Origin of the sequence: Burkholderia sp. SCN-KJ, assembly GCF_024656005.1 — a bacterium.
GTDB lineage: Bacteria > Pseudomonadota > Gammaproteobacteria > Burkholderiales > Burkholderiaceae > Burkholderia.
Window position 1 is genome coordinate 35832 of record NZ_JANKOG010000003.1, and the last position, 22629, is coordinate 58460.

A 22629-nucleotide genomic window follows, 5' to 3' on the forward strand; every position below is an offset into this window, starting at 1 on the left:
CGCTATGCCCGCAGTGGCCGGCTGTGCGGAAAACGCTCCGCGAAACGGCCTGTTGCTTTAGAAGACGTGCATCATCCCGACGTACGCGCCGGTTTGCCCTTCGCCCATGTTCGGACGGGTCGGCAAGCTGGAATCGCGCGCCGCCGCAAACACCGGGAAGTTGCCGTTCTTGCTGTTGTCCACGTGAGCGATCGTGCTGTACAAGAAGGCGCGCTTGCTCGGATTATAGGTGGTAGCGAGTGCGTCGAGCTCGCCTGCGTATGCCGATGGTCCGCTTCAATGCGCATCGGTCTGTCGTCGAATACGCAGACAAGCGATCGCTCGCCGCGAAATCTTCAGGAAGGCAGTTTAGGGATGGGGAACACGAACGGTCCCTATCCGTTCGGGTAGTCCGGAGCCATGGATTGCCCGGATCCGACGCGTTGAAACCCAGAAACGAAAAAGCCGGCCCACCGGGCCGGCTTTTCGCGTCCAATCGAGGTCGGTTGCACCGCTGTGCCGTTAAGCATAACTCGTCCTCGAGATAAAGAATAAGCGGTCCACACATTATGCCACCACCTGCAATCACATTTTTCTCAAAAAACCATAAATCGACCAATCAGTTAAATATAAAGCATATCCCGCCCGAAAAAATTACCAATAAAATAATCCAGTTTTTTAACTTTAACGCGACGCGAATTCGAATACCATGAATGACGTGCCGCCAGTGTGGGAGACGACGTCTTCCCGCCAGGCCCTCAGCGGCGAACAGGAGATGCTCATGCCTATTTGGAGAATCGCCCCCGTAATTGACGAGCCGGGGGTCTCGCTATCGCGCTGGAGAATCTTGGAAACATCGGACGGGACTCGACATTTTGTCGGCGCAGACAACCGAGACCGCACAGGACGCGCCAGCTCTGAGGTCGTTACGTTCGACCTTGAGAGTTGACGCGGCGAGACGCGCTCCGGCCGCATTTATCAGCTCATCGGGGAGCCCGGTTGGTCAGACAATGCGGACTATGTATGGAAGCGCTGGTGCGAGCTTAATCAAACGACGAAATCCGTAGGTTACTTCTAGATCCATGGCATGAGCACCGCATAGTCGTCGGCAGTCACGACGGTGGTAACTTCGCGGACAGCCAGCCATTGCGACCGGCGACGAACGGCCTGAATTGAATAATCGATCGTAAATGCGTTCACCATGACCGTTGAAGAAGCAGCAAAGTATCTCTTCGTGAGTTGCGCTCATATCAACATGCTGCTCGCCCACGGGAAACTGATGGAAGTTTTGCCGAGAAACCCTTCTCTTCAGTTCGACATCGACCTCGCTTCCGTACAAGAGTACCGAGCGAGAAGAGACGCCGGGGCGCGAGCGTGGCTGGATTCACAGACCGAAGAAAACGACCCGCTGGGATGTTGAGAGCATACCGGCACCGGGTATTCGACATCGACCTCACGATTTCCATGGCAGACCGCCGGGAGGCTGGTGCTCCGCGAAGAACCAACCAGACGCCATAACCTCGAGCTCGCTGAGGTATGGAACGGCGCCCGCCGACAAGTCACGTCCGACAAGCTGCGTTTTTCGTACGCCGACCAGCCATTTACGACCTTACAAACTGCTACCGAGCCCTATTACACCACTCAACATGACTTCGACTATGGGGCGCCGACGACTTTATGCCTAGGTCGTAGCAGTTGTGAAGAATGACGCGATCTCTTCATCACCGATATCTGCGCAATCGCCTATTGTCGGGGATCCCATCCGGTTTTGTACTCTCGGTCTTGGCTGCCGCATATCTTCCCAATTCGACTGACGCACTACTTACCGCGCCGACATCATTGGAGGAGCGTCTAGCACACTGCTCTCAACTGTAGCGTCTGCCGTAGAGACATTCGCCACCGAGTTGGGAAACCACTGCAACCCGTGCCAACGTGAATCGCTCACACGCGTTGCGTGTCCTGATCCGGCGTCGGCGTCAGCCACTACCGTCCGGTTCTTGGTCGCGAGTCCGAGATACCGCGACGACACGTCCAGCAGACATCCAGCAAAATCAACCATCATTTCGTTGTTTCCCCTGCATTCGTACAAGAAAGATATTCATCAAGCTGCGCACGGCGTTAGCGTCGCCTGCGTCGCTGCAATCCGAGTAATGTTCGGTACAGCCACCATTGCGCCAACCTCGTCGCGCTGCTCGCCGAAGGCGTCGAGCAAATACTCGGTCAATCTGCGCACCCGCGCGGGGAGATTGCGTCTGGACCGGTAGACGAGGCAGGCTTCCAGTGGCGCCACCTGCCACGCATCGAGCACGCACACGAGTTCGCCGCGATTGAGCGCCGCTTGTGCGAGCTGGCTGGGCAGGATTGCTACCCCCTCGCCGTCGACGGCCGCCGCGAGAAGCGCATGAGGACAATTCGTGCGCAGCGCCGCGCGCGGGGCAAGCGACACACACTCCCCGGATGCTTCATGGCTGACCGTCCATACCGAATGCTGTGCCCCCGTCGCGAGGCAAGCCTCGGCAGGCACATCGAGCGGGTGAGCGAGATCGTTGGTCCGTTCGAGCCAGGCAGGACTCGCATAGAGCCCGAAAGGCACGTCCGCGAGTGCTCGCGCGATGCACGACGACGGCGCCGAGCGACCGACGACGATTGCGAGGTCTGCAAGATCGCCGAGCGTGTCGGCCAGGTGATCGACGCGCCGTACGTCGACCCGTACTTTCGGCCAGGCGCGCATGAAGCGGACCAGGACGGAAGTGAGGCGGGCGGTATCGAAGATTGCCGGCACCTCGATGCGGACGTTACCCGCGCAATCGCCGGCTTCGTCGCTGCCGGCACGCGCGAGGTCTTCATAGGAGGACAGGACGCCCGTGACGCGCTCGAGTACCGCATGGCCCGCCGTGGTCAACGCGACGCGGCGCGTGGTCCGGTTGAAGAGCTGCACACCGAGCATCGTTTCAAGATCCTGCACCGCGCGGCTCACCGACGGTACGCCAATATTCGTGGCGTCCGCCGCCCGCGTGAAACTGCCGTGGTCCGCCACTGCCTTGAATACCTCCAGCGCTTTCAGACGCTCCATATCGACCTCCGATCATTGATTGGCTTGCATGGAGCAATGTTGGCGGGGAGACGCGCATCGGGCCAGTTACGACTTGTTAAGCGTTGCTAAGTCGGCGCCCGGATCCGTGCCAAGCTTCGTCGGCTGGAACAAAGCGGTTTTTTTAAGATCTTTTAAGGGCGCGTACTGCGCTTTTGCGCAATGATTGGCTGTTTTTGCGTCAGTGTGCGCGACCAGCGCACCGTATTGGCCGACACTCAACCCGCGCGATGACGCTCTCGATGACCGCTCCTTACAGCCTCGCGTTCGGCCCTTTTACGCTGCAATTCCCGCAACGAGTCCTGCTCAAGGACGGGACGCCGCTGAAAATCGGCAGCCGCGCGCTCGACATTCTCGTCGTACTTGTCGAGCATGCGGGCGCGCTGGTCTCGACGCGCAATCTGTGCGACAGCGTCTGGGTGGACAACGTCGTCGAGGAAGGCGCGCTGCGCGTGCATCTGTCGGCGCTGCGCAAGGTGCTCGGCGACGGACCGGACGGTGTGCGTTACATCGTCAACGAGACCGGACGCGGCTATCGTTTCGCCGCGCCCGTTACCCGGGCCGAAGCAGCGGACCCTGCCGCACCACGGCCTCATCCGCACGCAGTGCAGCCTTCCACCGGGTCCGAAAGCGGTTCACGCAGTCTGCCGGTCACGCTCGCTCGCGTGATAGGCCGCGAGGACGTCATCGCAGGTCTGACTGACCACTTGCCCGAGCGACGCTTGCTCACCATCGCTGGCCCGGGAGGCATGGGCAAGACGACCGTGGCCGTCGCTGTCGCGCATCGCTTCGCCCAGCGCACCGGCATGCGCGCCGTGTTCGTCAATTTCGCGCCGGTCTCCGCGGCCGCGAGCGCGGCCAGTACGATCGCGTCGGCGCTAGGTGTTGCCGTCCCGAGCGGCGATCCGGTGCCCGATCTTGTCCAGGCGCTTGGGGCGTCGCCGGTGCTGCTGGTGCTGGATAACTGCGAGCATCTGATCGATGCCGTTGCCGTGCTCGCCGAGCAACTGCTGCAAGGCGCGTCCGGCGTGCATTTGCTGGTCACGAGCCGCGAGCCGCTGCGTGCGGAAGGCGAATCCGTCCATCGCCTCGCCGCGTTGCCGTCGCCCGACACTGACGCAGGCGTGAGCCTCCACGACGCCGTGCAGTTCCCGGCGATCGCCCTGTTTCACGACCGCGCACGCGCCGCCAATGACCGGTTTGCGTTGAGCGAGGCGAATCTGGGCCCCGTGATCGATATTTGCCGACGGCTCGACGGTATCCCGCTCGCGATCGAGTTTGCGGCGGCGCGCGTCGGCTTGATGGACGTGCATTCGATTGCAGCGCGGCTCGACGACCGCTTCGCGCTACTCACGCAGGGCCGCCGCACGGCGCTTCCGCGCCAGCAGACGCTGCGCGCGACGCTCGACTGGAGCTATGAATTGCTCCGGCCGGAGGAGCGCCAGGTGCTGCGCCGCCTCTCAGTCATGCGGGCTGCCTTCGGCATAGATGCCGCTGCGGCTGTCGCGGCCAGTGGCGACGTCGATGACCTCGCCGCCTTCGACGCCGTCACTGGCCTGATCGCCAAGTCGCTGATCGCCTGCGTAATCGACGATTCGGACCATCCCTATCGACTGCTCGACACGACGCGCCATTACGCATATATGCGACTTGAAGAGGCGGACGAACTCGATGAAGCGCGCCGCCGTCATGCGTTGTACTGCTGTGCGATCTTTGCCGACCCCGTGGCGGCGTGGGAAGGCAAGGCGCCGCGTCAGTGGCTCGCGATTCACAGCCAGCGAATCGACGACGTGCGAGCCGCTTTTGATTGGGCAGCCGGCCAGGATGGCGAGCCGAAGCTCGCGATCGACCTGCTCATCGCGACGGCGCCGCTGTGGTTCCATCTTTCGCTCCCTCACGAGTTCCTCGGGATGGCCGAGCGCGCGATCGCCGCGGCGGAAAACTCGGATCTGGCGGGTAAGGAGCAGTATATCGAGCTGCTCGCCGCGTACGGTCACGCGCTGTGGCACACGCGTGGGCCGACGGCGGACATGGCGAACGCGTTCGACACCGCACAGGCCGCCGCGCAGCGCCTCGGCAACGACCGGCTCGCATTGCGCACGCTGTGGGGCGTGTGGGCGCATCGGACGCTCGCGGGCGCGTATGCGGAAAGCCTCGAACATGCGCGTGCGTTTCGCGCTGCCGCCGCGCGGACGGGCGATTTTGCGACGACGCAAACCGGCGAGCGGATGTGCGCATTGTCACATCACTTCCTCGGGGACCACGATATCGCGCGGGCGCTGATCGAAGGGGTGATGGCTCGCGACAAGGACCCGGTGCGCGCGACGCACGCGAATCACGCGCAGGTCGACGCGCATATCGCTGCGATTTCCATTCTGATGCGCATTCTGTGGCTGCAAGGCGAGACCGACGCGGCGATGGCGCTCGCGCGCGACTGCGCGACGGAGGCGCTGGCGATCGATCACGACCTGACCGTCTGTTATGGGCTCGCGATCGGCTCGATCGCCGTCGCGACATGGGAAGGTGAAGTGGCGCTCGCGCGCGAATGGACCGCACGGCTTCGCGAGCGCACGCGCCGGCGCGGTCTCGCGTATTGGGACAAATGGGGCGAGGGCTTCGAGGCCATTCACGAAGGGAGACCTGTCACGCCGGACGGCGCAACCCCGATGCAACTCGAAGTGTTCGCGCGCGCTGGCGACGCAGGGAGCGCAAACGCATTGATCGAAGCTGGACGGGCGAACACGCCGTCGTGGTTACAGGTGCATTTGCAGGAGGCTGCGGCAATGCGCGGTGTGCAGACCTGAAGCGACGGTAAATCGGCTCGAAGCGTGCGTCACTAGCCTGAACGCTTTGCCGGACACGGGCTTAACGCCTCTTAGCAACGCTTAACTGTGGCTCGTGCGGGAATCCGATGAAAATTTGTTCTGTCGACGGCCAACGGTGCCGGATCGACAAGCAAGCCTTACTCATCGGAAACTGCCCCATGGATGATTTCACGTCTGCCCGTCCGCCCGAAGACGCCGCACCGGGCCTGATCAGATCCGCAGACTCGTATCCGGTCCTCGATGCGGAAACGCAATCGTTCCTCGACCATGCCACTGAGGCAGGGGTTCCGGCAGCGCGTCTGCGCGAATGGGCAAACGGCGATGCTACGGATGCGATCCACGCCGAAGAAATCGCGCTGAAAGCTGGCGCTGCGGATCCGGGCTTCACGATACGGATCGTACGACCGCCGCAGGCGGCGCCCGCTCCGCTGCCCGCCGTGCTCTTCCTGCCGGGCAGCGCGAGCTTCGCGGGTGGCCAAAGCGACAACCGGCTCGCGCGCAGGATTGCCACCGACGCCGAGGCGGCCGTCGTGCTCGTCGATTACACCTCGGCACCCGCTGCGTGCTTTCAGACCCAAAACGAGCAGGCATTCACCGCGCTCGTCCATCTGCACGAGCACGCACGCGCATTGAATCTCGACGCAGGCACCCTTATCGTCGCCGGCGAAGGCACGGGCGGTCATCTCGCCGCCACCCTCGCGCTGCTCGTCAAGGCGCGCCGTGGCCCCCGTATCGCGCTTCAGGTCATGCTGTGTCCGACGCTTTCCACAAGCCTGGCGGGCGCCTCGGCAGCGAAATACGCCGACGGTCCCGGCTTGACCCCACACACCGGGCGCATGCACGCACGGACGCGCTTTTCGTCAGAAAACCTCGGCGAAATAATCGCAATGCCGCTAAACGCGAGTTACACGGACCTCGAAGACCTGCCTCCCGCGCTGATCGTCACAGCCGAAAACGATGTCGCACGTGACGACGGCGAAGCCTACGCCCGCAAGCTGATGCTCGCCGGGGTTCGCGTAAGCGCGGTTCGCTGCCTCGGCACGATTCACGATTTCACGGTACTCGACGGCCTCGCCGACACGCCGCCTACCGAGGCTGCATTGCGATTGGCATGCGGCACGATCCGCGCGACGCTACGCGGACACTGAATATGGGACAGATCGATATGTCCGTTGACTGCATTGACGAACGCCACAGCTCAACCTTCCCATCCCCTCAGGAAATCGAGTAGTAGACCGCGATGCCTGCGGTAGTCATGCACTCGAGGTTCTGCACTGTCTTGAGGAAGCCGCGCAGGGGCGCACCGTCGACAGAACTGGGACTCTCGTCGCTCGTGTATATCGCGACTCTGTTATGGATAGGCGTGCGCCATTTTGAGCGCAGACGACGGCCGGGCCACCGCCCTCCGAAAGTCGACGCGCGCAGACGGCCATCTTCGAGCAACTGCTGCGTGCCGGTCGATCAGTCGCCGGCGCAGTCGTTCAACCCGGATGCCCCGTGAGACCATGACCGGCATCCGAGGCGTCATAATCGGAAAATAAGGCATAACGTGTCCAGGTGGACAACTTATGCTCAACGGCACAGACTTCCCCGGATAACCCTGGAAGCGAATCTGGTGGGCCCCCCGGGAGTCGAACCCGGCACCAACGAATTATGAGTTCGCTGCTCTAACCAAGCATGAGCTAGGGGCCCAGACGGGAAGCAACCTGTGCTACACGCCACCCCGGCAACGAAGCCGGGCCGGCATTGTAACAACAAAGCCGCTAAAGAGGACAAACGCCACCGGCATCACGCGGATACCGGCGGCGTTCGCAAGTGAGACGCTGGAAATCAGTTCCCTTCGAGGAACGACTTCAGCTTGTCGGAACGGCTCGGGTGACGCAGCTTGCGCAGCGCCTTGGCCTCGATCTGACGGATCCGCTCGCGGGTGACGTCGAACTGCTTGCCGACTTCCTCGAGCGTGTGATCGGTGCTCATCTCGATACCGAAGCGCATCCGCAGCACCTTCGCCTCACGCGGCGTCAGCGAATCGAGCACGTCCTTCACGACGTCGCGCATGCTGGCATGCAGCGCGGCATCCGCCGGCGCGACCGTGTTGTTGTCCTCGATGAAGTCGCCGAGATGGGAATCGTCGTCGTCGCCGATCGGCGTTTCCATCGAGATCGGCTCCTTCGCGATCTTCATGATCTTGCGGATCTTGTCTTCCGGCATCTCCATCTTCTCGGCGAGCGTTGCCGGATCCGGCTCGAGACCGGTTTCCTGCAGGATCTGCCGCGAGATGCGGTTCATCTTGTTGATCGTTTCGATCATGTGAACCGGAATACGGATCGTGCGCGCCTGGTCCGCGATCGAACGCGTGATGGCCTGGCGGATCCACCACGTCGCATAGGTCGAGAACTTGTAGCCGCGACGGTATTCGAACTTGTCCACCGCCTTCATCAGGCCGATGTTGCCTTCCTGGATCAGGTCGAGGAACTGCAGGCCGCGGTTCGTGTACTTCTTCGCGATCGAGATCACGAGACGCAGGTTCGCCTCGGTCATTTCACGCTTCGCCTGACGCGCCTTCAGTTCGCCGGCCGCCATCTGGCGGTTGGTTTCCTTCAGGTCCTTCAGCGGCAGCACGACGCGCGCCTGCAGGTCGATCAGACGCTGCTGCTGCTCGCGGATCGCCGGAACGTTACGCGACAGGACCGCGCTGTACGCGTGGCCTTCGGCCGCGATCTTCTCGGCCCAGTCGAGATCCGTCTCGCTGCCGGGGAAGCGCGCGATGAATTCCGAACGCGGCATGCCGCACTTGTCGACGACGATGTGCAGGATCTGACGCTCGACCTGACGCACCTCGTCCACTTGCGCACGCAGCGTATCGCACAGACGCTCGACGGTACGCGCGGTGAAGCGGATCGTCATCAGTTCGGTCTGGATCGTTTCCTGCGCCTTCAGGTAGGACTTCGACTTGTAGCCTTCCTTCTCGAATGCGCGGCGCATCTTGTCGAACCACTCGCTGATCTGCGAGAACTTGTCGAGCGAGGCGCGCTTGAGGGCTTCGAGCTGGGCGGCATTGGCCGACGCCTGCGCGGCACCGTCGTCCTCCTCCTCTTCCTCTTCTTCCTCTTCCTCTTCGGCTTCCTCGTCCTCGTTCTCGATCGCTTCCGCTTCCTTCGCGGAGAAACCGTCCGTATCGGCGGAGTCCGAAGCATTCGGATCGAGCAGGCCGTCGACGAGCTCGTCGACGCGGATCTCTTCGTTCGCGACGCGCTCGGCCATCGCGAGGATGTCGGCGATCGTCGTCGGGCACGCGGAAATCGCCATCACCATGTGGCGCAGGCCGTCCTCGATCCGCTTCGCGATCTCGATTTCGCCTTCGCGCGTGAGCAGCTCGACCGTGCCCATCTCGCGCATGTACATCCGGACCGGATCGGTCGTGCGGCCGAATTCCGAATCGACGGTCGACAGCGCGACTTCCGCTTCTTCCTCGACTTCATCGTCCGACGACGCGGCCGGCGCGTTGTCGTTCAGGAGCAGCGTTTCCGCGTCCGGAGCCTGCTCGTAAACCGCCACGCCCATGTCGTTGAACGTGCCGATGATGCCTTCGAGGGCTTCGGTCTCGGTGAAGTTGTCCGGCAGATGGTCGTTGATTTCGGCATACGTGAGGAAGCCGCGCTCCTTGCCGAGCTTGATCAGCGCGCGCAGCTTCACGCGGCGCTCTTCGAGCTCCTCGGCCGTGCCGGGCGTGCTCGTCGCGAACGCTTCCTTCAGCAGCGCCTTTTCCTTGGCGCGACGATCGCGCACCTTGGATTTGCCCGGGGCAGCCGCGGCTGCGGGCTGCTCGTCGCTCTGATTTGCGTCGTCATCGACGGATACTTCGTTCAGCTTTTTGGTCATGGAGTTCGCCGTACCGGCTATATCGACTCGCGGCTGCTGGACGACAGCCGGTTGAACCGTAGGTGCATGAGTAGTACGTACTGCCGTTTCGTCCGCGGCGGCAGTCGTGTCCCTTGCGCTTTTCGCACTTGCCCGCTTCGCCGCCGGCTGGGCCGGCCCGGAGTCGGGTCTGGCGGCAGCCCGTGTTCTGGCTGCCGGCGCCGGCGCAGCCTGAGCAGTGCCGGCCGCGGTTTTCTTTCCTGCAGGGGCTGACGTGGCCGAAGACGTTGTCCTGGTGGAAGAAGCAGACTTGGCCACTGTGACCTTGGTGGTCGGCTCCGTCGAGCCCTTGCCTGCTGCTTTCTTTCCGCCTGTCGTCTTTGCCATCGCGAATCTCGCCTCTGCTTAGAAAACAAACCGCTGGAAACCTTATATTATAGCACGCTGGGGCGCCCTCTCTCAGCGCCCCGGCCGCCTACAGCCCGAGCCGACGTTTCATGTCGGTTCGCTGCTGGTTCAATTCCGTCAATTCGGCCAGTTCCTCGGGTGTGAAGGTCGATTGCCGCGCCAGCCGATCGAGCCGGTCGCAGCAGGCGTCATAGCGCATCTTGAGCACCGCGGCCTGCAGTTCCTCCCCCGCGATCCGCTCCTGTTCACGCTGCCGCTCGGGCACCGTCTCGTCTTCCGGATTCTGTAACAGCAAATCGCGGACGTTTTCATCATAGTCCAGAATTTCGCGGAAGATTTCCTCGTAAGTCGCGCCGTTCGAGGAGGTCCGCAGGACATCCGACAGCAGCCGGAACTCCGCGCCGTCACCCAGCGCACGCGCATGCTCGACGACTTCGGCGAACAGCTCGCCGATCCGCGGCAGCGCGCGCAGGGTCGCAAGCTGTTCGTCGTCGAGCTGCGACGCGATCCGCGGATGCATCACGAGCGTACGCAACGCGCGCTTTTCGCTGTCCGTCACGCGCCGTCGCTCGCTGCGCGCGGGCGCCTGGCGCGGTGGCGCCGCGATGCGCGCATCGACGTCCGACAACCCCGCGACTTCCTCGAACGGGATATCGAGACGGTCGGCGAACATGTGCATGATCTGCGCGCGCAACGCGTTCGCCGGCAGCGCCTGCAGCAGCGGCTTCGCGTCGAACAGCGCCTTCGCGCGACCTTCCGGCTGATCGAGCGCCTTGCCCGCAATTGCTTCGTTCAACAGAAATTGCGACAGCGGCATCGCGCGCTCGACCTGCTCGGAGAATGCGTCCGCACCGAATTCGCGTACATAGCTGTCCGGATCGTGCTCGGCCGGCAGGAAAAGGAATCGGATCGTCCGGTTGTCGGCCGCATGCGGCAGGCACGCTTCGAGCGCGCGGCGCGCCGCGCGCCGGCCGGCCGAGTCGCCGTCGAAGCTGAAAATGACCGTGTCGGTCTGGCGCAGCAACTTCTGTACGTGGATCGGCGTGCATGCCGTGCCGAGCGTCGCGACCGCGTTCGGGAAGCCGAGCTGGGCGAGCGCGACGACGTCCATGTAGCCTTCGACGACCAGTACGTACTTGCGCTCGCGGATCGCGAGGCGCGCCTCGAACAGCCCGTACAGTTCGCTGCCCTTGTTGAACAGCGGCGTTTCCGGCGAATTCAGGTACTTCGGCTCGCCGCTGCCGAGCACGCGTCCGCCGAACCCGATCACCTGCCCCTTCACGTTGCGGATCGGGAACATGATCCGCTCGCGGAACCGGTCGTAGCGTCGCGCCACACCCTGCGCGTCGGTTTTCTCGCTGACGATCACGAGCCCCGATTCGACGAGCGAGTCGTCGCGGTAGTCCGGGAACGCCGCTTCGAGGTTCTGCCAGCCGTCCGGCGCATAGCCGAGCCCGAAGCGCGCGGCGATCTCGCCGGTCAGGCCCCGGTTCTTCAGGTACTGGATCGCGACGGTCGCGCCACGCAGTTGCTTGCGGTAGTAGTCGCACGCGGCGGACATCACGTCGGACAGCGCGGTCGCGACCGATTTCGACACGGGCGCCGGATAGTCGCCACCGCCTCCACCGCCGCCGCGCATCGACGGCTCGTGCGGCACGGTCAGCCCGACCGAGTGCGCGAGCTCCTGCACGGCTTCCGGGAACGTGAGCCCCGCATGCTCCATCAGGAAGCCGATCGCCGTGCCGTGCGCGCCGCAGCCGAAGCAGTGATAGAACTGCTTGGTCGGGCTGACGGTAAACGACGGGCTCTTCTCGTTATGGAACGGGCACAACCCCATGAAGTTGGCGCCGCCCTTCTTGAGCTGCACGTACCGGCCCACCACGTCGACGATATCGACGCGGTTCAGCAAATCCTGCAGGAACGAATGCGGAATCACCGTGGGATCGAGCGAAAAAAAGACAATACGACGCCCCGGCGCACGCGCATGCGACGCGCCGGGAAGCGGGTTTTACTTCGACAGCGCGGCCTTGACCTGCGCGGAAACGGCCGTCATGTCGGCGCGGCCGGCGAGCTTGCCCTTCAGCACGCCCATCACCTTGCCCATGTCCTGCGGGCCGGCTGCGCCGGTTGCCGCGACCGCGGCCTCGACTTCGGCAGCCACTTCGGCGTCCGACAGCTGCGCGGGCATGTAGGCGCCCAGCACGGTCAGTTCGGCCTGCTCCTTCGCGACGAGATCGTCGCGGCCGGCGGCCTCGAACTGGCTGATCGAGTCCTTGCGCTGCTTGATCATCTTGTCGATCACCGCGGTGATGCCCGCGTCGTCGAGGGTCACCCGATCATCGACCTCGCGCTGCTTGATCGCGGCCATCAGCAGGCGAATCGTCGCCAGACGCTCGCTTTCCTTCGCGCGCATCGCGGCCTTCATGTCTTCGCTGATCTGCTCTTTCAAACTCATCTTGCACCCGGGATGGAAACGTGACTTCGACGCCCGCGAACGGGCGTCAACACAAAAACCCGCTTGGGACTAAGTCTCAAGCGGGTTGCTCGAATCCGGCATCGGCGACTCGCGGCCCCGGAACGAGGCCGATCGTGCGGAGGTCGCCGGTGCGCCGCTCAGCGAACCGCGCGGCGCTCAATCGTTCAGTACAGCTTCTTCGGCAGCGTCTGGCTGCGAATCCGCTTGTAATGACGCTTCACCGCAGCAGCCTTCTTGCGCTTGCGCTCGGCGGTCGGCTTTTCGTAGAACTCCCGCGCACGAAGCTCGGTCAGCAGACCGTTCTTCTCGATCGTGCGCTTGAAGCGACGCATGGCGACTTCGAACGGCTCGTTTTCTTTAACGCGAATGATCGTCATGATCCGACACGAATAAAGGTTTGCAGGGAAGACTTAGGAGTATAGCAGAGCGTTGTGCAAAGACATAAGGGCCGGGTCCCGTCAACGGCAGGGCGCGCAGCCGTGTCAGGCGCCGCGCGAGAACTCCGCCGCCGCCTGTCCGGCCGCCGTGCCGGACGCCCATGCCCACTGGAAGTTGTAGCCGCCGAGCCAGCCCGTCACGTCCACCGCCTCGCCGATGAAGAACAGCCCCGGCACCCGCGCGCTCATCATCGTCGCCGACGACAGTTCGCGCGTATCGACGCCCCCTTTCGTCACCTCGGCCTTCTTGTAGCCCTCGGTGCCGTTCGGCGTCAGCGTCCAGCCGGACAGCGCGTCGCCGATCTGGCGCAGCGTCTTGTCGGGCAGGTCCGCGAGCCGGGCGTCGGCCGCGACGCGGTGCGTGTCGAGCCAGACGTGGGCGAGGCGCGACGGCACCCAGTCCGCGAGCAGCGAGCCGATCTGGCGCTTCGACGTGCGCTTCGCGTCGAGCAGGTCGGCCACCGCGTCGCGCTGCGGCAGCAGGTCGATACGGATCGGGTCGCCGGAGTGCCAGTAGCTGGAGATCTGCAGGATGCCGGGGCCCGACAGGCCGCGATGGGTCAGCAGCAGGTCCTCGACGAATTCGCCGCCGCGCTTCTTGTCGCCGGTCGACACGCGCACTTCGAGCGACACGCCGGACAGCGCCGCGAACGGCTCCCAGTCCTGCGACGCAAAGGTGAGCGGCACGAGCGCGGGCCGCGTATCGACGAGCTTGTGGCCGAACTGCTTCGCGAGCCGGTAGCCGAAGTCGGTGGCACCGATCTTCGGGATCGACAGGCCGCCGGTGGCGACGATCAGCGCGCGTGCGCGGATCGGCCCCGCCTGCTGCGTGTCGAGCGTGAAGCCGTCGGACGGCGCGTGGCGCACCGCGTCGACGACCACCGGCCGGCGCCAGGCGATGCCGCCCGCGTCGCATTCATGCTTCAGCACGTCGATGACCGCGTCGCTGCCGTGATCGCAAAAGAGCTGCCCCTTGTGCTTTTCGTGCCAGGTCACGTGGTGGCGCTTGAGCAGCCCGAGGAAGTCGCGCGGCGTGTAGCGCGCAAGCGCCGAGCGCGCGAAATGCGGATTCGACGACAGGTAGTTGTCGGGGCCCGCATGGAGGTTCGTGAAGTTGCAACGGCCGCCGCCCGAGATGCGGATTTTCTCGGCGAGCCGCGGCGCATGGTCGATCAGCACCACGCGGCGGCCGAGTTGCCCGGCGACCGCGGCGCTCATCATTCCGGCGGCGCCCGCGCCGATCACGGCGATGTCGTAAGTTTCCATGGCGCGGTTTGTTCAGGAACTTTGCATAGACTAGGAATTATGCATATTTATCAGCCACTTAGAGGTAGGCGACTGATGAATATCTTGAGGAAGGGCGAATGATACATGCGACGGCGGAGAACGCAACGCCTGGATGGGGGCGCAGCCCCGATTCGCAGGTGGCGCTCGCAACCGTGAATCGACGGTCCTCATCCTTGCGGGTCGGCAGGAGAACCTGAATGCGGCTGATCTCATCCACCAGCGACTTCCTCGTCAGCAGCCGGCCCTATCCCGGGTTCCCGATCCTGCCTTGGGACAACATGGACGGTTGCCGTCCAGAGACACTCTCGGATTCGGTTCGGACGATGCGCTTGTGCTCTTTCCATTGACCACACGGTGTTTGATTGCTTTTAGTGGAAGTCAAGGTCGCATTGGAACTGGCTCCGCACAGCCTGGGCAGGTTGAGCGAGTCAATGAGGTCACTTGTGAAGCTGCGAGGCGCTTACGAACATTCACTTGCCCCTGCAGATCGACCGCCCCAGTCGATGAATGAGGTGACATTTGACCAAACCGACGCTTATGGATTTCGGCTGCCCGATCAAGTCTCGGCGCGGCTCGCTCCTCAGCTGGCTGCTGAGGTCATCCTGGCGATCACGGCCCCACGTCGATGCGGCCATAGAGACCATCCGCTTCGTCGTTCGTGCCGGCCGCGAAGAACAGCGTATTAGTGGGCTGACTGTTGAGCCCATTCCCGAATGCGATGCCCCACAGTCCAGCCTCGACGATTGCGCTGCCGTCAGCGTGCTCAAGGGTCCCGAGCATGGTCCCGGACGTCGCATCGAACGCGTGGATCATGCCATCGCCAAAGTTGCCGATCAGGACGGCGTTGCTGAAGCGTCCAAAATTCGCAGGAGCCAGTGCCATACCCCACGGCGCATTCAGCGACCCGCCGGTAGCGAAGCGCTGCAGGAATTGTCCCGACGGACTGAACACATCTATCACGCCGAAGCCTGCGCCCTTGACGTCATCATGTGCTGCCGCATCCTGCTTCGCGTAGGCGACGAACAGTTTCGAGCCGAGCGCCTGGATGCCAAATGGCGCGAATCCCGCAGGTAAAGCGGGATCCTGAAACGCGCCGACTGGCGTGACTTTGGCGAAGGTCCGGTCGAACACGTCGATCCGGTTGTTGTGGAAGTCCGTCGCGTACAGGAAATTCGCCCCGTTGTTACTGGCAATCGCGAGCCCCTTGTAGACGGCGGCGCCGCCGCTGTCGAACACCGTGATAGCCGACGTCGGGTTGACCGCGGGCGACCATGCGGTCATGGCCCCGCCCTCGCCAACGAAAATGAACGCTGCAGGCCCCGATTTGGCGCCCTGGGTCACCATGAAGTCATTCGTGCCATTGAACACGATCCCGGTCGGAGCGGGGTCGCCGCTCGTGCCGGGCGGGATCGTCACGACGAGCGATTGCGGCACGCCGTTGCCATCGTAGAGCGTCGCGTGCTGCGTGCCGTTGTCCGCGACCCAGACGAAGCCCTTGGGATTGAAGGCAATGCCCCATGGATTCTTCAGGTTGGCATCCACATGCGCAGCCGGAACGGCGCCGTCGGAGACCAACGCACTGACCGCGTACTGTTTCTCGTGAGACGAACCGCCGCCACACGCCACGACGCTCGCCAGCACGACAGCCGACAACGCAGCACCGAACGCCGTATGGATCTGTTTCATGATGGAACTCCGAACGTGGAAGAGCAGCTAGTAAACGAATCGGCAACCTCGTTTATTCCGCCCGTCTCGCCCGCGCATCGTGAATTTTCGAAGCATGGTCACCGAAGCGGGCGAACTCGCTCCGATCGATGTCGATCCATAGTTGTCGGCGGAAGCCGAACGCCGATGCACGTAAGTCTCCGCATATCGACACGTGTCGTTGACGGCCATTGTTCGAGCAAGCCCGCGTTGCAATTCACGGTGCCACGACAAGCGCCGTGTGCATGCCGGATTCATAGTGCCCCGGCTTGTTGCAGATCAGCACGTAGTGGCCGGGCGCGAGCTTGAATGACACACGCCTGCTCCTGCCGGGCGCGATATCTTCGACTTCCCCGATTTTCGTCAGCCTGTGCTCCATTACCTCTCCTTTTCTGACGGGGAGCGCATCGTCAGACAGATCCGTCTTGAGCACGACGAGCTCATGTTCCATGTTGTTGTCAGCGGCATTTTTGACATCAAGCGTGACCCGACCAGACTTCACGGTGTGCGTCTTGAGCTGAATCGAGTTCGATAGCAATGTCGCGTCGACTGTATGCTGCGCCCAGCTAGCCTGCGGCGTCACACCAAGGACGGCCGCGCCCGCGACGACGATGACTCTGCAAATGGCATACATGGCTCCCTCCATAGACATTGAAGCATCGCGTCTGCCGCGAGTTGAGCGACTGCGTGCGCTATTCATCGAACGCGCAAGCCCCCCTGCCTGTGTGACGGCATGAACGTTCTCGGGGGTGCGCGATACCTAAACGTACGCATCGGGGCACTTATTCCCGGAGCCGCGCAGTGGCGACGCGTTCATCACGGTACTGGCCATCGTCTTCCTGCAATGGTCGTTCCGTGCAACGCAGGTGCGTAACCGCCAACTCGCACATGTTGGCTGGCTCCCTGTTCGACATGTGAACCGACCCCACGAAGGTTACAGAAGCGTTGTACCTGCCCGGCCTGCGGCCCGGGCCGCGCAAAGCGGCGATCGACCCTCGCCTGCTATAATTTGCGGTTACGTTTACCTTCCTGCGGCGCGCTCGATGCAGCGCGCCCCGCCCTGACCCATGCTCGTTCTCGGCATCGAAAGCTCCTGCGACGAAACCGGCCTCGCGCTCTACGACACGCAGCGCGGCCTGCTCGCGCACGCGCTCCATTCGCAGATCGCGATGCACCGCGAATACGGCGGCGTCGTGCCCGAGCTCGCATCGCGCGACCACATCCGCCGCGCGCTGCCGCTGCTCGAGGAGGTCATGGCGCAAAGCGGCACGCGCCGCGACGACATCGACGCGATCGCATTCACGCAAGGCCCCGGCCTCGCCGGCGCGCTGCTGGTCGGCGCGAGCATCGCGAACGCGCTCGCGCTCGCATGGAACAAGCCGACCGTCGGCATCCATCACCTCGAAGGCCACCTGCTGTCGCCGCTGCTCGTCGACGAGCCGCCGCCGTTCCCGTTCATCGCGCTGCTGGTGTCGGGCGGCCACACGCAACTGATGCGCGTGACCGACGTCGGCGTGTACGAGACGCTCGGCGAGACGCTCGACGACGCGGCCGGCGAAGCGTTCGACAAGACGGCGAAGCTGATCGGCCTCGGCTATCCGGGCGGCCCGGAAGTGTCGAAGCTCGCGGAGACGGGCACGCCGGGCGCGGTCGTGCTGCCGCGCCCGATGCTGCATTCGGGCGACCTCGACTTCAGCTTCAGCGGCCTGAAGACGGCCGTGCTCACGCAGATGAAGAAGTTCGAAGCGGCGAAGCTGGAGGGCGTTGCGCTCGAGCGCGCGAAGGCCGATCTCGCGCGCGGCTTCGTCGACGCAGCCGTCGACGTGCTCGTCGCGAAATCGCTCGCCGCGCTCAAGAAGACGAAGCTCAAGCGCCTCGTGGTCGCGGGCGGCGTCGGTGCAAACCGCCAGCTGCGCGCGGCGCTGTCGGCCGCCGCGGCCAAGCGCGGCTTCGACGTGCACTACCCCGATCTCGCGCTCTGCACCGACAACGGCGCAATGATCGCGCTCGCCGGCGCACTGCGGCTCGGCCGCTGGCCCGAGCAGGCGAATGCGGACTACGCGTTCACGGTGAAGCCGCGCTGGGATCTCGCGTCGCTCGCGCGCTGAGTCGCGCGGCACGGCGCTGCGCAACGTCGCTCGCACCTGCACGCGCCGGACGGAAAGCAAGAAGGCCGCTCGATTCGAGCGGCCTTCTTCATTGCAGCGGCAGTTCGACGCAGCGCCCCGAGGTTACGCAGCGTGTCGCTTGTCGCGCTCGATCAGCGCATACGCGCTGTGATTGTGGATCGATTCGAAGTTCTCGGCTTCGAGCACGTAGGCGATCACGCGCTCGTCCGCGTCGAGACGCTGCGCGACGTCGCGCACCAGATCCTCGACGAACTTCGGGTTTTCGTACGCGCGCTCGGTCACGAACTTCTCGTCCGGACGCTTCAGCAAGCCCCACAGCTCGCACGACGCCTCTTCTTCCGCGATGCGGATCAGCGCCTCGACCGGCAGGTCGGCTGCGAGTTCGGCATCGATCGTCACGTGCGAGCGCTGGTTGTGCGCGCCGTACTGCGAAATCTTCTTCGAACACGGGCACAGGCTCGTCACCGGCACGAGCGCCTTCAGAAACACGCGCGTTTCGCCGTTGCGGCTTTCGCCCGCGAGCGTCACTTCGTAGTCGAGCAGGCTCTGCACGCCCGACACCGGCGCCGTCTTGTTCACGAAGTACGGGAACGTGACCTCGATGCGGCCGGCCTCGGCTTCCAGCTTCTCGAGCATCGACGCGAGCATCGCGCGGAAGCGCGCGACCGTCAGCGGCGCACGGTTCTCTTCGAGCAACGCGACGAAGCGCGACATGTGCGTGCCCTTCTGATCGGCAGGCAGGCGCACGTCGAGATTCCAGACGCCGACGCTCGGCTGCACGTCGCCGCTCTCGGTGCACACCGTCAACGGATGCCGGACCGCCTTCACGCCCACGCGCTGAATCGGAATCTGGCGGGTATCCACCGTGCTCTGCACGTCGGGCATCACGAAGGCGGGATTCATCTGGTTCATCTTGTTCAATCCTTGTAAGCCGCGCGTTCGACGACGCGCACGCCGCGTCACGCGGCAGCCGGAAAAGCAACATGGGCCCGCAGGCCCATGTTTTCCGCATCAATGTAGACCGGTTGCGCCAGTCGCACCGACGCCGCCCACAGGCGGCGCCAGCTTATGCGACGCGCTTCGCCTGATCGGCGACATCCGCCGCCGGGCTCAGGAAGCGTTCGCGAATCGATTTCGCGATGCCCGCGCCGTCGAGGCCGCATTGCGACAGCAGCTTCGCGGGATCGCCGTGATCGATGAACTGGTCAGGGAGGCCCAATTGTATTACGGGTCGGATAACCCCACTCTCCATCAGGGCTTCGACGCAGGCCGAGCCCGCACCGCCCATCACGCAGCCTTCCTCGACCGTGACGAGATAGTCGTGCGTCTCGGCGAGTTCACGCACGAGCGCCGCATCGACCGGCTTCACGAAACGCATGTTCGCGACCGTGGCGTCGAGCTCCTCGCCCGCCGCGAGCGACGGCGCGACCATCGTGCCGAACGCGAGGATCGCGACGCGCTTGCCTTCCGGCTGCGACGTACGGCGACGCACTTCACCCTTGCCGAGCGGGATCTCGGTGAATTCCTTCACCGTCGGCACGCCGGTGCCCGCGCCGCGCGGATAGCGCACCGCGGTCGGGTTCGGCTGCTGCAGCGCCGTGTGCAGCATCTGGCGGCACTCGTCCTCGTCGGACGCGGCCATGATCGTCATGTTCGGGATGCAGCGCATGAACGCGAGATCGTATGCACCCGCGTGCGTCGCGCCGTCGGCGCCGACGAGGCCCGCGCGGTCGATCGCGAACACGACCGGCAGGTTCTGCAGCGCGACGTCGTGGATCAGCTGGTCGTACGCACGTTGCAGGAACGTCGAGTAGATCGCGACGACGGGCTTCAGCCCTTCGGTCGCGAGGCCGCCCGCGAACGTCACCGCGTGCTGCTCGGCGATGCCGACGTCGTAGTAGCGATCCTTGAAACGCTTCTCGAACTCGACCATGCCCGAGCCTTCGCGCATCGCGGGCGTGATGCCGACGACGCGCGTATCGCGCTCGGCTTCATCGCACAGCCATTCGCCGAATACTTGCGTATAAGTCTTTTTCGCGGGCGTGGCCGACGGCTTGATGCCTTCCGCCGGGTTGAACTTGCCGGGGCCGTGATAGAGCACGGGATCCGCTTCGGCGAGCTTGTAGCCCTGGCCTTTCTTCGTCACCACGTGCAGGAATTGCGGGCCGCGCAGTTCGCGGATGTTCTGCAGCGTCGGGATCAGCGAATCGAGATCGTGACCGTCGATCGGGCCGATGTAGTTGAAGCCGAACTCCTCGAACAGCGTGGCCGGCACGACCATGCCCTTCGCGTGCTCCTCGAGCTTGCGCGCGAGTTCGAGCACCGGCGGCGCCACGCTCAGCACGCGCTCGACGCCCGCACGCGCGGCCGCGTAGAAGCGGCCCGACATCAGGCGCGCGAGATGGCGGTTCAGCGCGCCGACCGGCGGCGAAATCGACATGTCGTTGTCGTTGAGGATCACGAGCAGCTTCGCATCCTCCGACACGCCCGCGTTGTTCATCGCCTCGAACGCCATGCCGGCCGTCATCGCGCCGTCGCCGATCACCGCGATCGAGAAGCGGTCGTCGCCGTTCAGCTGGCTGCCGATCGCCATCCCGAGCGCCGCCGAGATCGACGTGCTCGAGTGCGCGGTGCCGAACGTGTCGTATTCCGACTCGCTGCGGCGCGGGAAACCCGAGATGCCGTCGTACTGGCGCAGCGAATGCATCTGGTCGCGGCGACCCGTCAGGATCTTGTGCGGGTAGGTCTGGTGACCCACGTCCCAGACGATCCGGTCGTTCGGCGTGTTGAACACGTAGTGCAACGCGATCGTCAGCTCGACCGTCCCGAGGTTGGACGACAGATGGCCGCCCGTCTTCGACACGCTGTCGAGCACGAACGCGCGCAGTTCATCCGCGAGCGGTTGGAGTTGGCGACGATCGAGGCGGCGCAGATCCGCCGGGTCGTCGATGGTTTTCAGCAAGTCGTACATCGTCGTTCCATTGTAGGAAATCAAACGCGCCCGCATTCTATTGCACGCACCGTAGCGTGTGCGCAGCGGCGGGCTTCGCGTCAGCTGACCCGGTTCACCACCAGGTCGGCAAGTTCGGCGAGACGCTGTGCGCGTGCGCCGAACGGTTTCAGCGCATCATGCGCTTCGGCGCGCAGCTGGGCTGCGAGCTCGCGCGACGCGTCGAGGCCGAGGATCGATACGTAGGTCGGCTTGTCGTTCGCCGCATCCTTGCCGGCCGTCTTGCCGAGCGTCGCCGAATCGGTCGTGACGTCGAGAATGTCGTCGACGACCTGGAAGGCCAGACCCACGGCACCCGCGTAAACGTCGAGCGCGGCCATCGCCTCCGCCGACGGCGTGTCGCCCGCCAGCGCGCCCATCCGCACGGCCGCGCGCAGCAGCGCGCCCGTCTTCATCCGGTGCATCGTCTCGAGCTGCTCGCGCGTCAGCTTGAGGCCGACGCTCGCCAGGTCGATCGCCTGCCCGCCGGCCATGCCGATCGAGCCGCTCGCCAGCGCCAGCTCGCGCACGAGCGCGGCCTGCTGCACCGGCGACAGCGCGGCGGCGTCGGTCAGCGCGACGAAGGCCTGCGACTGCAGCGCATCGCCGACCAGCAGCGCCGTCGGCTCGTCGTACTGCACGTGCACGGTCGGCTTGCCGCGTCGCAGCGCGTCGTCGTCCATGCACGGCATGTCGTCGTGCACGAGCGAGTAGACGTGGATCATCTCCAGCGCCGCCGCTGCCGCGTTGCGCGCCGCTTCGGTCGCGCCGGTCAGTTCGCCTGCTGCATGGCACAGCAGCGGGCGAACGCGTTTGCCGCCGCCGAGGACCGCGTAGCGCATCGCTTCGTGGAGTTGCGTGGGCACCACGTTGTCAGCCGGCAAATAGTGGCCGAGTGCGTCCTCGACACGGTCGAGCACGGACCGCATCCATTGTTCGAATGTCATAGATCGTCGTCTTCGCCGTCCGTGGCGGCCGTTCCGGACGAAAGCGGCTTCAGCGTCGCGCCGTCGAGCACGCGAACCTGCTGTTCCACTTTCTCGAGCTGCTGTTGGCAAAACGCAACGAGAGTCGCACCGCGGCGATACGCAGCGAGCGAATCCTCGAGGCTCAACGTGCCGCCTTCCATCCGGGCAACCAGCGTCTCGAGTTCCGCGAGCGCCGTTTCATAGTTGTCCGGCAACGGTTCGGTGCCATTGCCGGGCGGGGTGGCGCCTTGGGATGCGGTTTTCGCCATGGACGAGGGTGTCAAATTTCAAAACAAGTCGGACATTCTACGGCAAAAGAGAATTTTCCGACCTGCCGACTTGGGCACCCGGGCACGCATTCGGGCCCCTTCTTCGACACACATTGTGCGCCACCCTATCGTCTCCGGACAAAAAATTGACACAAATCAGGCACTTAATCCTAGCCTTGCGAGGCGAACCGGGTATAATTCCGCGT

At 64.1% G+C, this 22629-nt stretch carries 17 protein-coding genes and 1 tRNA gene; 4 read left to right on the forward strand and 14 right to left on the reverse strand.

What is annotated here, in order from left to right; translation table 11 throughout:
• Window positions 1-57 precede the first annotated feature (57 nt).
• Window positions 58-183 (reverse strand): hypothetical protein, encoded by a 126-nt coding sequence (locus tag NQV17_RS05940; protein ID WP_257770391.1) that lies wholly within the window; start codon window positions 181-183, stop codon window positions 58-60.
• A 997-nt stretch (window positions 184-1180) separates the two neighbouring features.
• On the opposite strand from NQV17_RS05940, the gene NQV17_RS05945 reads away from it, so the two are divergent.
• Window positions 1181-1399, forward strand: a complete 219-nt coding sequence (locus tag NQV17_RS05945) for a hypothetical protein (protein ID WP_257770393.1) — start codon at window positions 1181-1183, stop codon at window positions 1397-1399.
• 681 nt (window positions 1400-2080) lie between these two features.
• Here the strand turns inward: NQV17_RS05945 and NQV17_RS05950 are convergent.
• Window positions 2081-3052: a LysR family transcriptional regulator gene (locus NQV17_RS05950; RefSeq protein ID WP_257770395.1), complete on the reverse strand. Its 972-nt coding sequence runs from the start codon at window positions 3050-3052 to the stop codon at window positions 2081-2083.
• A 260-nt stretch (window positions 3053-3312) separates the two neighbouring features.
• Between NQV17_RS05950 and NQV17_RS05955 the strand changes: the two genes are divergently transcribed.
• Window positions 3313-5874 carry a helix-turn-helix transcriptional regulator gene (locus NQV17_RS05955; RefSeq protein WP_257770398.1) on the forward strand — a complete coding sequence of 854 codons (2562 nt, stop codon included), beginning with the start codon at window positions 3313-3315 and terminating at the stop codon, window positions 5872-5874.
• A gap of 179 nt (window positions 5875-6053) precedes the next feature.
• Entirely contained in the window at window positions 6054-7043 is a 990-nt protein-coding gene (locus tag NQV17_RS05960) for an alpha/beta hydrolase (RefSeq protein WP_257770400.1), read from the forward strand.
• A gap of 465 nt (window positions 7044-7508) precedes the next feature.
• Here NQV17_RS05960 and NQV17_RS05965 read toward each other — a convergent pair.
• From NQV17_RS05965 to NQV17_RS06000, 8 genes are all read right to left on the reverse strand, one after another.
• A tRNA-Ile gene (locus tag NQV17_RS05965) sits at window positions 7509-7587 on the reverse strand.
• A gap of 138 nt (window positions 7588-7725) precedes the next feature.
• The gene (gene rpoD, locus NQV17_RS05970) at window positions 7726-10143 is read right to left on the reverse strand and encodes an RNA polymerase sigma factor RpoD (protein ID WP_257770402.1); all 2418 of its coding nucleotides are present in this window, start codon (window positions 10141-10143) and stop codon (window positions 7726-7728) included.
• Window positions 10144-10231: 88 nt separating this feature from the next.
• A complete protein-coding gene (dnaG, locus tag NQV17_RS05975; RefSeq protein ID WP_257770404.1) occupies window positions 10232-12100 on the reverse strand; it encodes a DNA primase in 1869 nt (622 codons plus the stop codon).
• Window positions 12101-12172: 72 nt separating this feature from the next.
• Window positions 12173-12619 (reverse strand): GatB/YqeY domain-containing protein, encoded by a 447-nt coding sequence (locus NQV17_RS05980; protein WP_257770406.1) that lies wholly within the window; start codon window positions 12617-12619, stop codon window positions 12173-12175.
• A gap of 185 nt (window positions 12620-12804) precedes the next feature.
• On the reverse strand, window positions 12805-13017 hold the full coding sequence (rpsU, locus tag NQV17_RS05985) for a 30S ribosomal protein S21 (protein WP_006479415.1): 213 nt from the start codon (window positions 13015-13017) through the stop codon (window positions 12805-12807).
• A 105-nt stretch (window positions 13018-13122) separates the two neighbouring features.
• Complete coding sequence (locus tag NQV17_RS05990; protein ID WP_044845276.1) at window positions 13123-14343, reverse strand: NAD(P)/FAD-dependent oxidoreductase; 1221 nt, start codon at window positions 14341-14343, stop codon at window positions 13123-13125.
• A gap of 630 nt (window positions 14344-14973) precedes the next feature.
• On the reverse strand, window positions 14974-16050 hold the full coding sequence (locus NQV17_RS05995; RefSeq protein WP_257770410.1) for a TIGR03118 family protein: 1077 nt from the start codon (window positions 16048-16050) through the stop codon (window positions 14974-14976).
• A 235-nt stretch (window positions 16051-16285) separates the two neighbouring features.
• Window positions 16286-16702, reverse strand: coding sequence for a sulfocyanin-like copper-binding protein (locus NQV17_RS06000; protein WP_257770412.1), 417 nt, complete (start codon window positions 16700-16702; stop codon window positions 16286-16288).
• Window positions 16703-17135: 433 nt separating this feature from the next.
• Here NQV17_RS06000 and tsaD point away from each other — a divergent pair, with 433 nt between their 5' ends.
• Window positions 17136-18176 (forward strand): tRNA (adenosine(37)-N6)-threonylcarbamoyltransferase complex transferase subunit TsaD, encoded by a 1041-nt coding sequence (tsaD, locus tag NQV17_RS06005; protein ID WP_044845274.1) that lies wholly within the window; start codon window positions 17136-17138, stop codon window positions 18174-18176.
• A gap of 123 nt (window positions 18177-18299) precedes the next feature.
• On the opposite strand, the gene folE2 is transcribed toward tsaD, so the two are convergent.
• The 4 genes from folE2 to NQV17_RS06025 form a co-directional block, all read right to left on the reverse strand.
• The gene (gene folE2, locus NQV17_RS06010) at window positions 18300-19109 is read right to left on the reverse strand and encodes a GTP cyclohydrolase FolE2 (protein WP_257770425.1); all 810 of its coding nucleotides are present in this window, start codon (window positions 19107-19109) and stop codon (window positions 18300-18302) included.
• Window positions 19110-19263: 154 nt separating this feature from the next.
• Window positions 19264-21168, reverse strand: a complete 1905-nt coding sequence (dxs, locus tag NQV17_RS06015; protein WP_044845272.1) for a 1-deoxy-D-xylulose-5-phosphate synthase — start codon at window positions 21166-21168, stop codon at window positions 19264-19266.
• Window positions 21169-21248: 80 nt separating this feature from the next.
• The gene (locus tag NQV17_RS06020) at window positions 21249-22133 is read right to left on the reverse strand and encodes a polyprenyl synthetase family protein (RefSeq protein ID WP_044845271.1); all 885 of its coding nucleotides are present in this window, start codon (window positions 22131-22133) and stop codon (window positions 21249-21251) included.
• The gene (locus NQV17_RS06025; RefSeq protein ID WP_044845270.1) at window positions 22130-22423 is read right to left on the reverse strand and encodes an exodeoxyribonuclease VII small subunit; all 294 of its coding nucleotides are present in this window, start codon (window positions 22421-22423) and stop codon (window positions 22130-22132) included. The genes NQV17_RS06020 and NQV17_RS06025 overlap by 4 nt, the downstream gene beginning before the upstream one ends.
• Window positions 22424-22629: the final 206 nt, after the last annotated feature.

Bases quoted from the DNA above. Each gene is read 5' to 3' on its own strand.
- NQV17_RS05980 (WP_257770406.1), bottom strand. From the start codon at position 12,619: ATGAGTTTGAAAGAGCAGATCAGCGAAGACATGAAGGCCGCGATGCGC.
- rpsU (WP_006479415.1), bottom strand. From the start codon at position 13,017: ATGACGATCATTCGCGTTAAAGAAAACGAGCCGTTCGAAGTCGCCATG.
- folE2 (WP_257770425.1), bottom strand. From the start codon at position 19,109: ATGAACCAGATGAATCCCGCCTTCGTGATGCCCGACGTGCAGAGCACG.
- tsaD (WP_044845274.1), top strand. From the start codon at position 17,136: ATGCTCGTTCTCGGCATCGAAAGCTCCTGCGACGAAACCGGCCTCGCG.
- NQV17_RS06000 (WP_257770412.1), bottom strand. From the start codon at position 16,702: ATGTATGCCATTTGCAGAGTCATCGTCGTCGCGGGCGCGGCCGTCCTT.
- rpoD (WP_257770402.1), bottom strand. From the start codon at position 10,143: ATGGCAAAGACGACAGGCGGAAAGAAAGCAGCAGGCAAGGGCTCGACG.
- NQV17_RS05995 (WP_257770410.1), bottom strand. From the start codon at position 16,050: ATGAAACAGATCCATACGGCGTTCGGTGCTGCGTTGTCGGCTGTCGTG.
- NQV17_RS06025 (WP_044845270.1), bottom strand. From the start codon at position 22,423: ATGGCGAAAACCGCATCCCAAGGCGCCACCCCGCCCGGCAATGGCACC.
- NQV17_RS05960 (WP_257770400.1), top strand. From the start codon at position 6,054: ATGGATGATTTCACGTCTGCCCGTCCGCCCGAAGACGCCGCACCGGGC.
- NQV17_RS05955 (WP_257770398.1), top strand. From the start codon at position 3,313: ATGACCGCTCCTTACAGCCTCGCGTTCGGCCCTTTTACGCTGCAATTC.
- NQV17_RS06020 (WP_044845271.1), bottom strand. From the start codon at position 22,133: ATGACATTCGAACAATGGATGCGGTCCGTGCTCGACCGTGTCGAGGAC.
- dxs (WP_044845272.1), bottom strand. From the start codon at position 21,168: ATGTACGACTTGCTGAAAACCATCGACGACCCGGCGGATCTGCGCCGC.
- NQV17_RS05945 (WP_257770393.1), top strand. From the start codon at position 1,181: ATGACCGTTGAAGAAGCAGCAAAGTATCTCTTCGTGAGTTGCGCTCAT.
- NQV17_RS05950 (WP_257770395.1), bottom strand. From the start codon at position 3,052: ATGGAGCGTCTGAAAGCGCTGGAGGTATTCAAGGCAGTGGCGGACCAC.
- NQV17_RS05990 (WP_044845276.1), bottom strand. From the start codon at position 14,343: ATGGAAACTTACGACATCGCCGTGATCGGCGCGGGCGCCGCCGGAATG.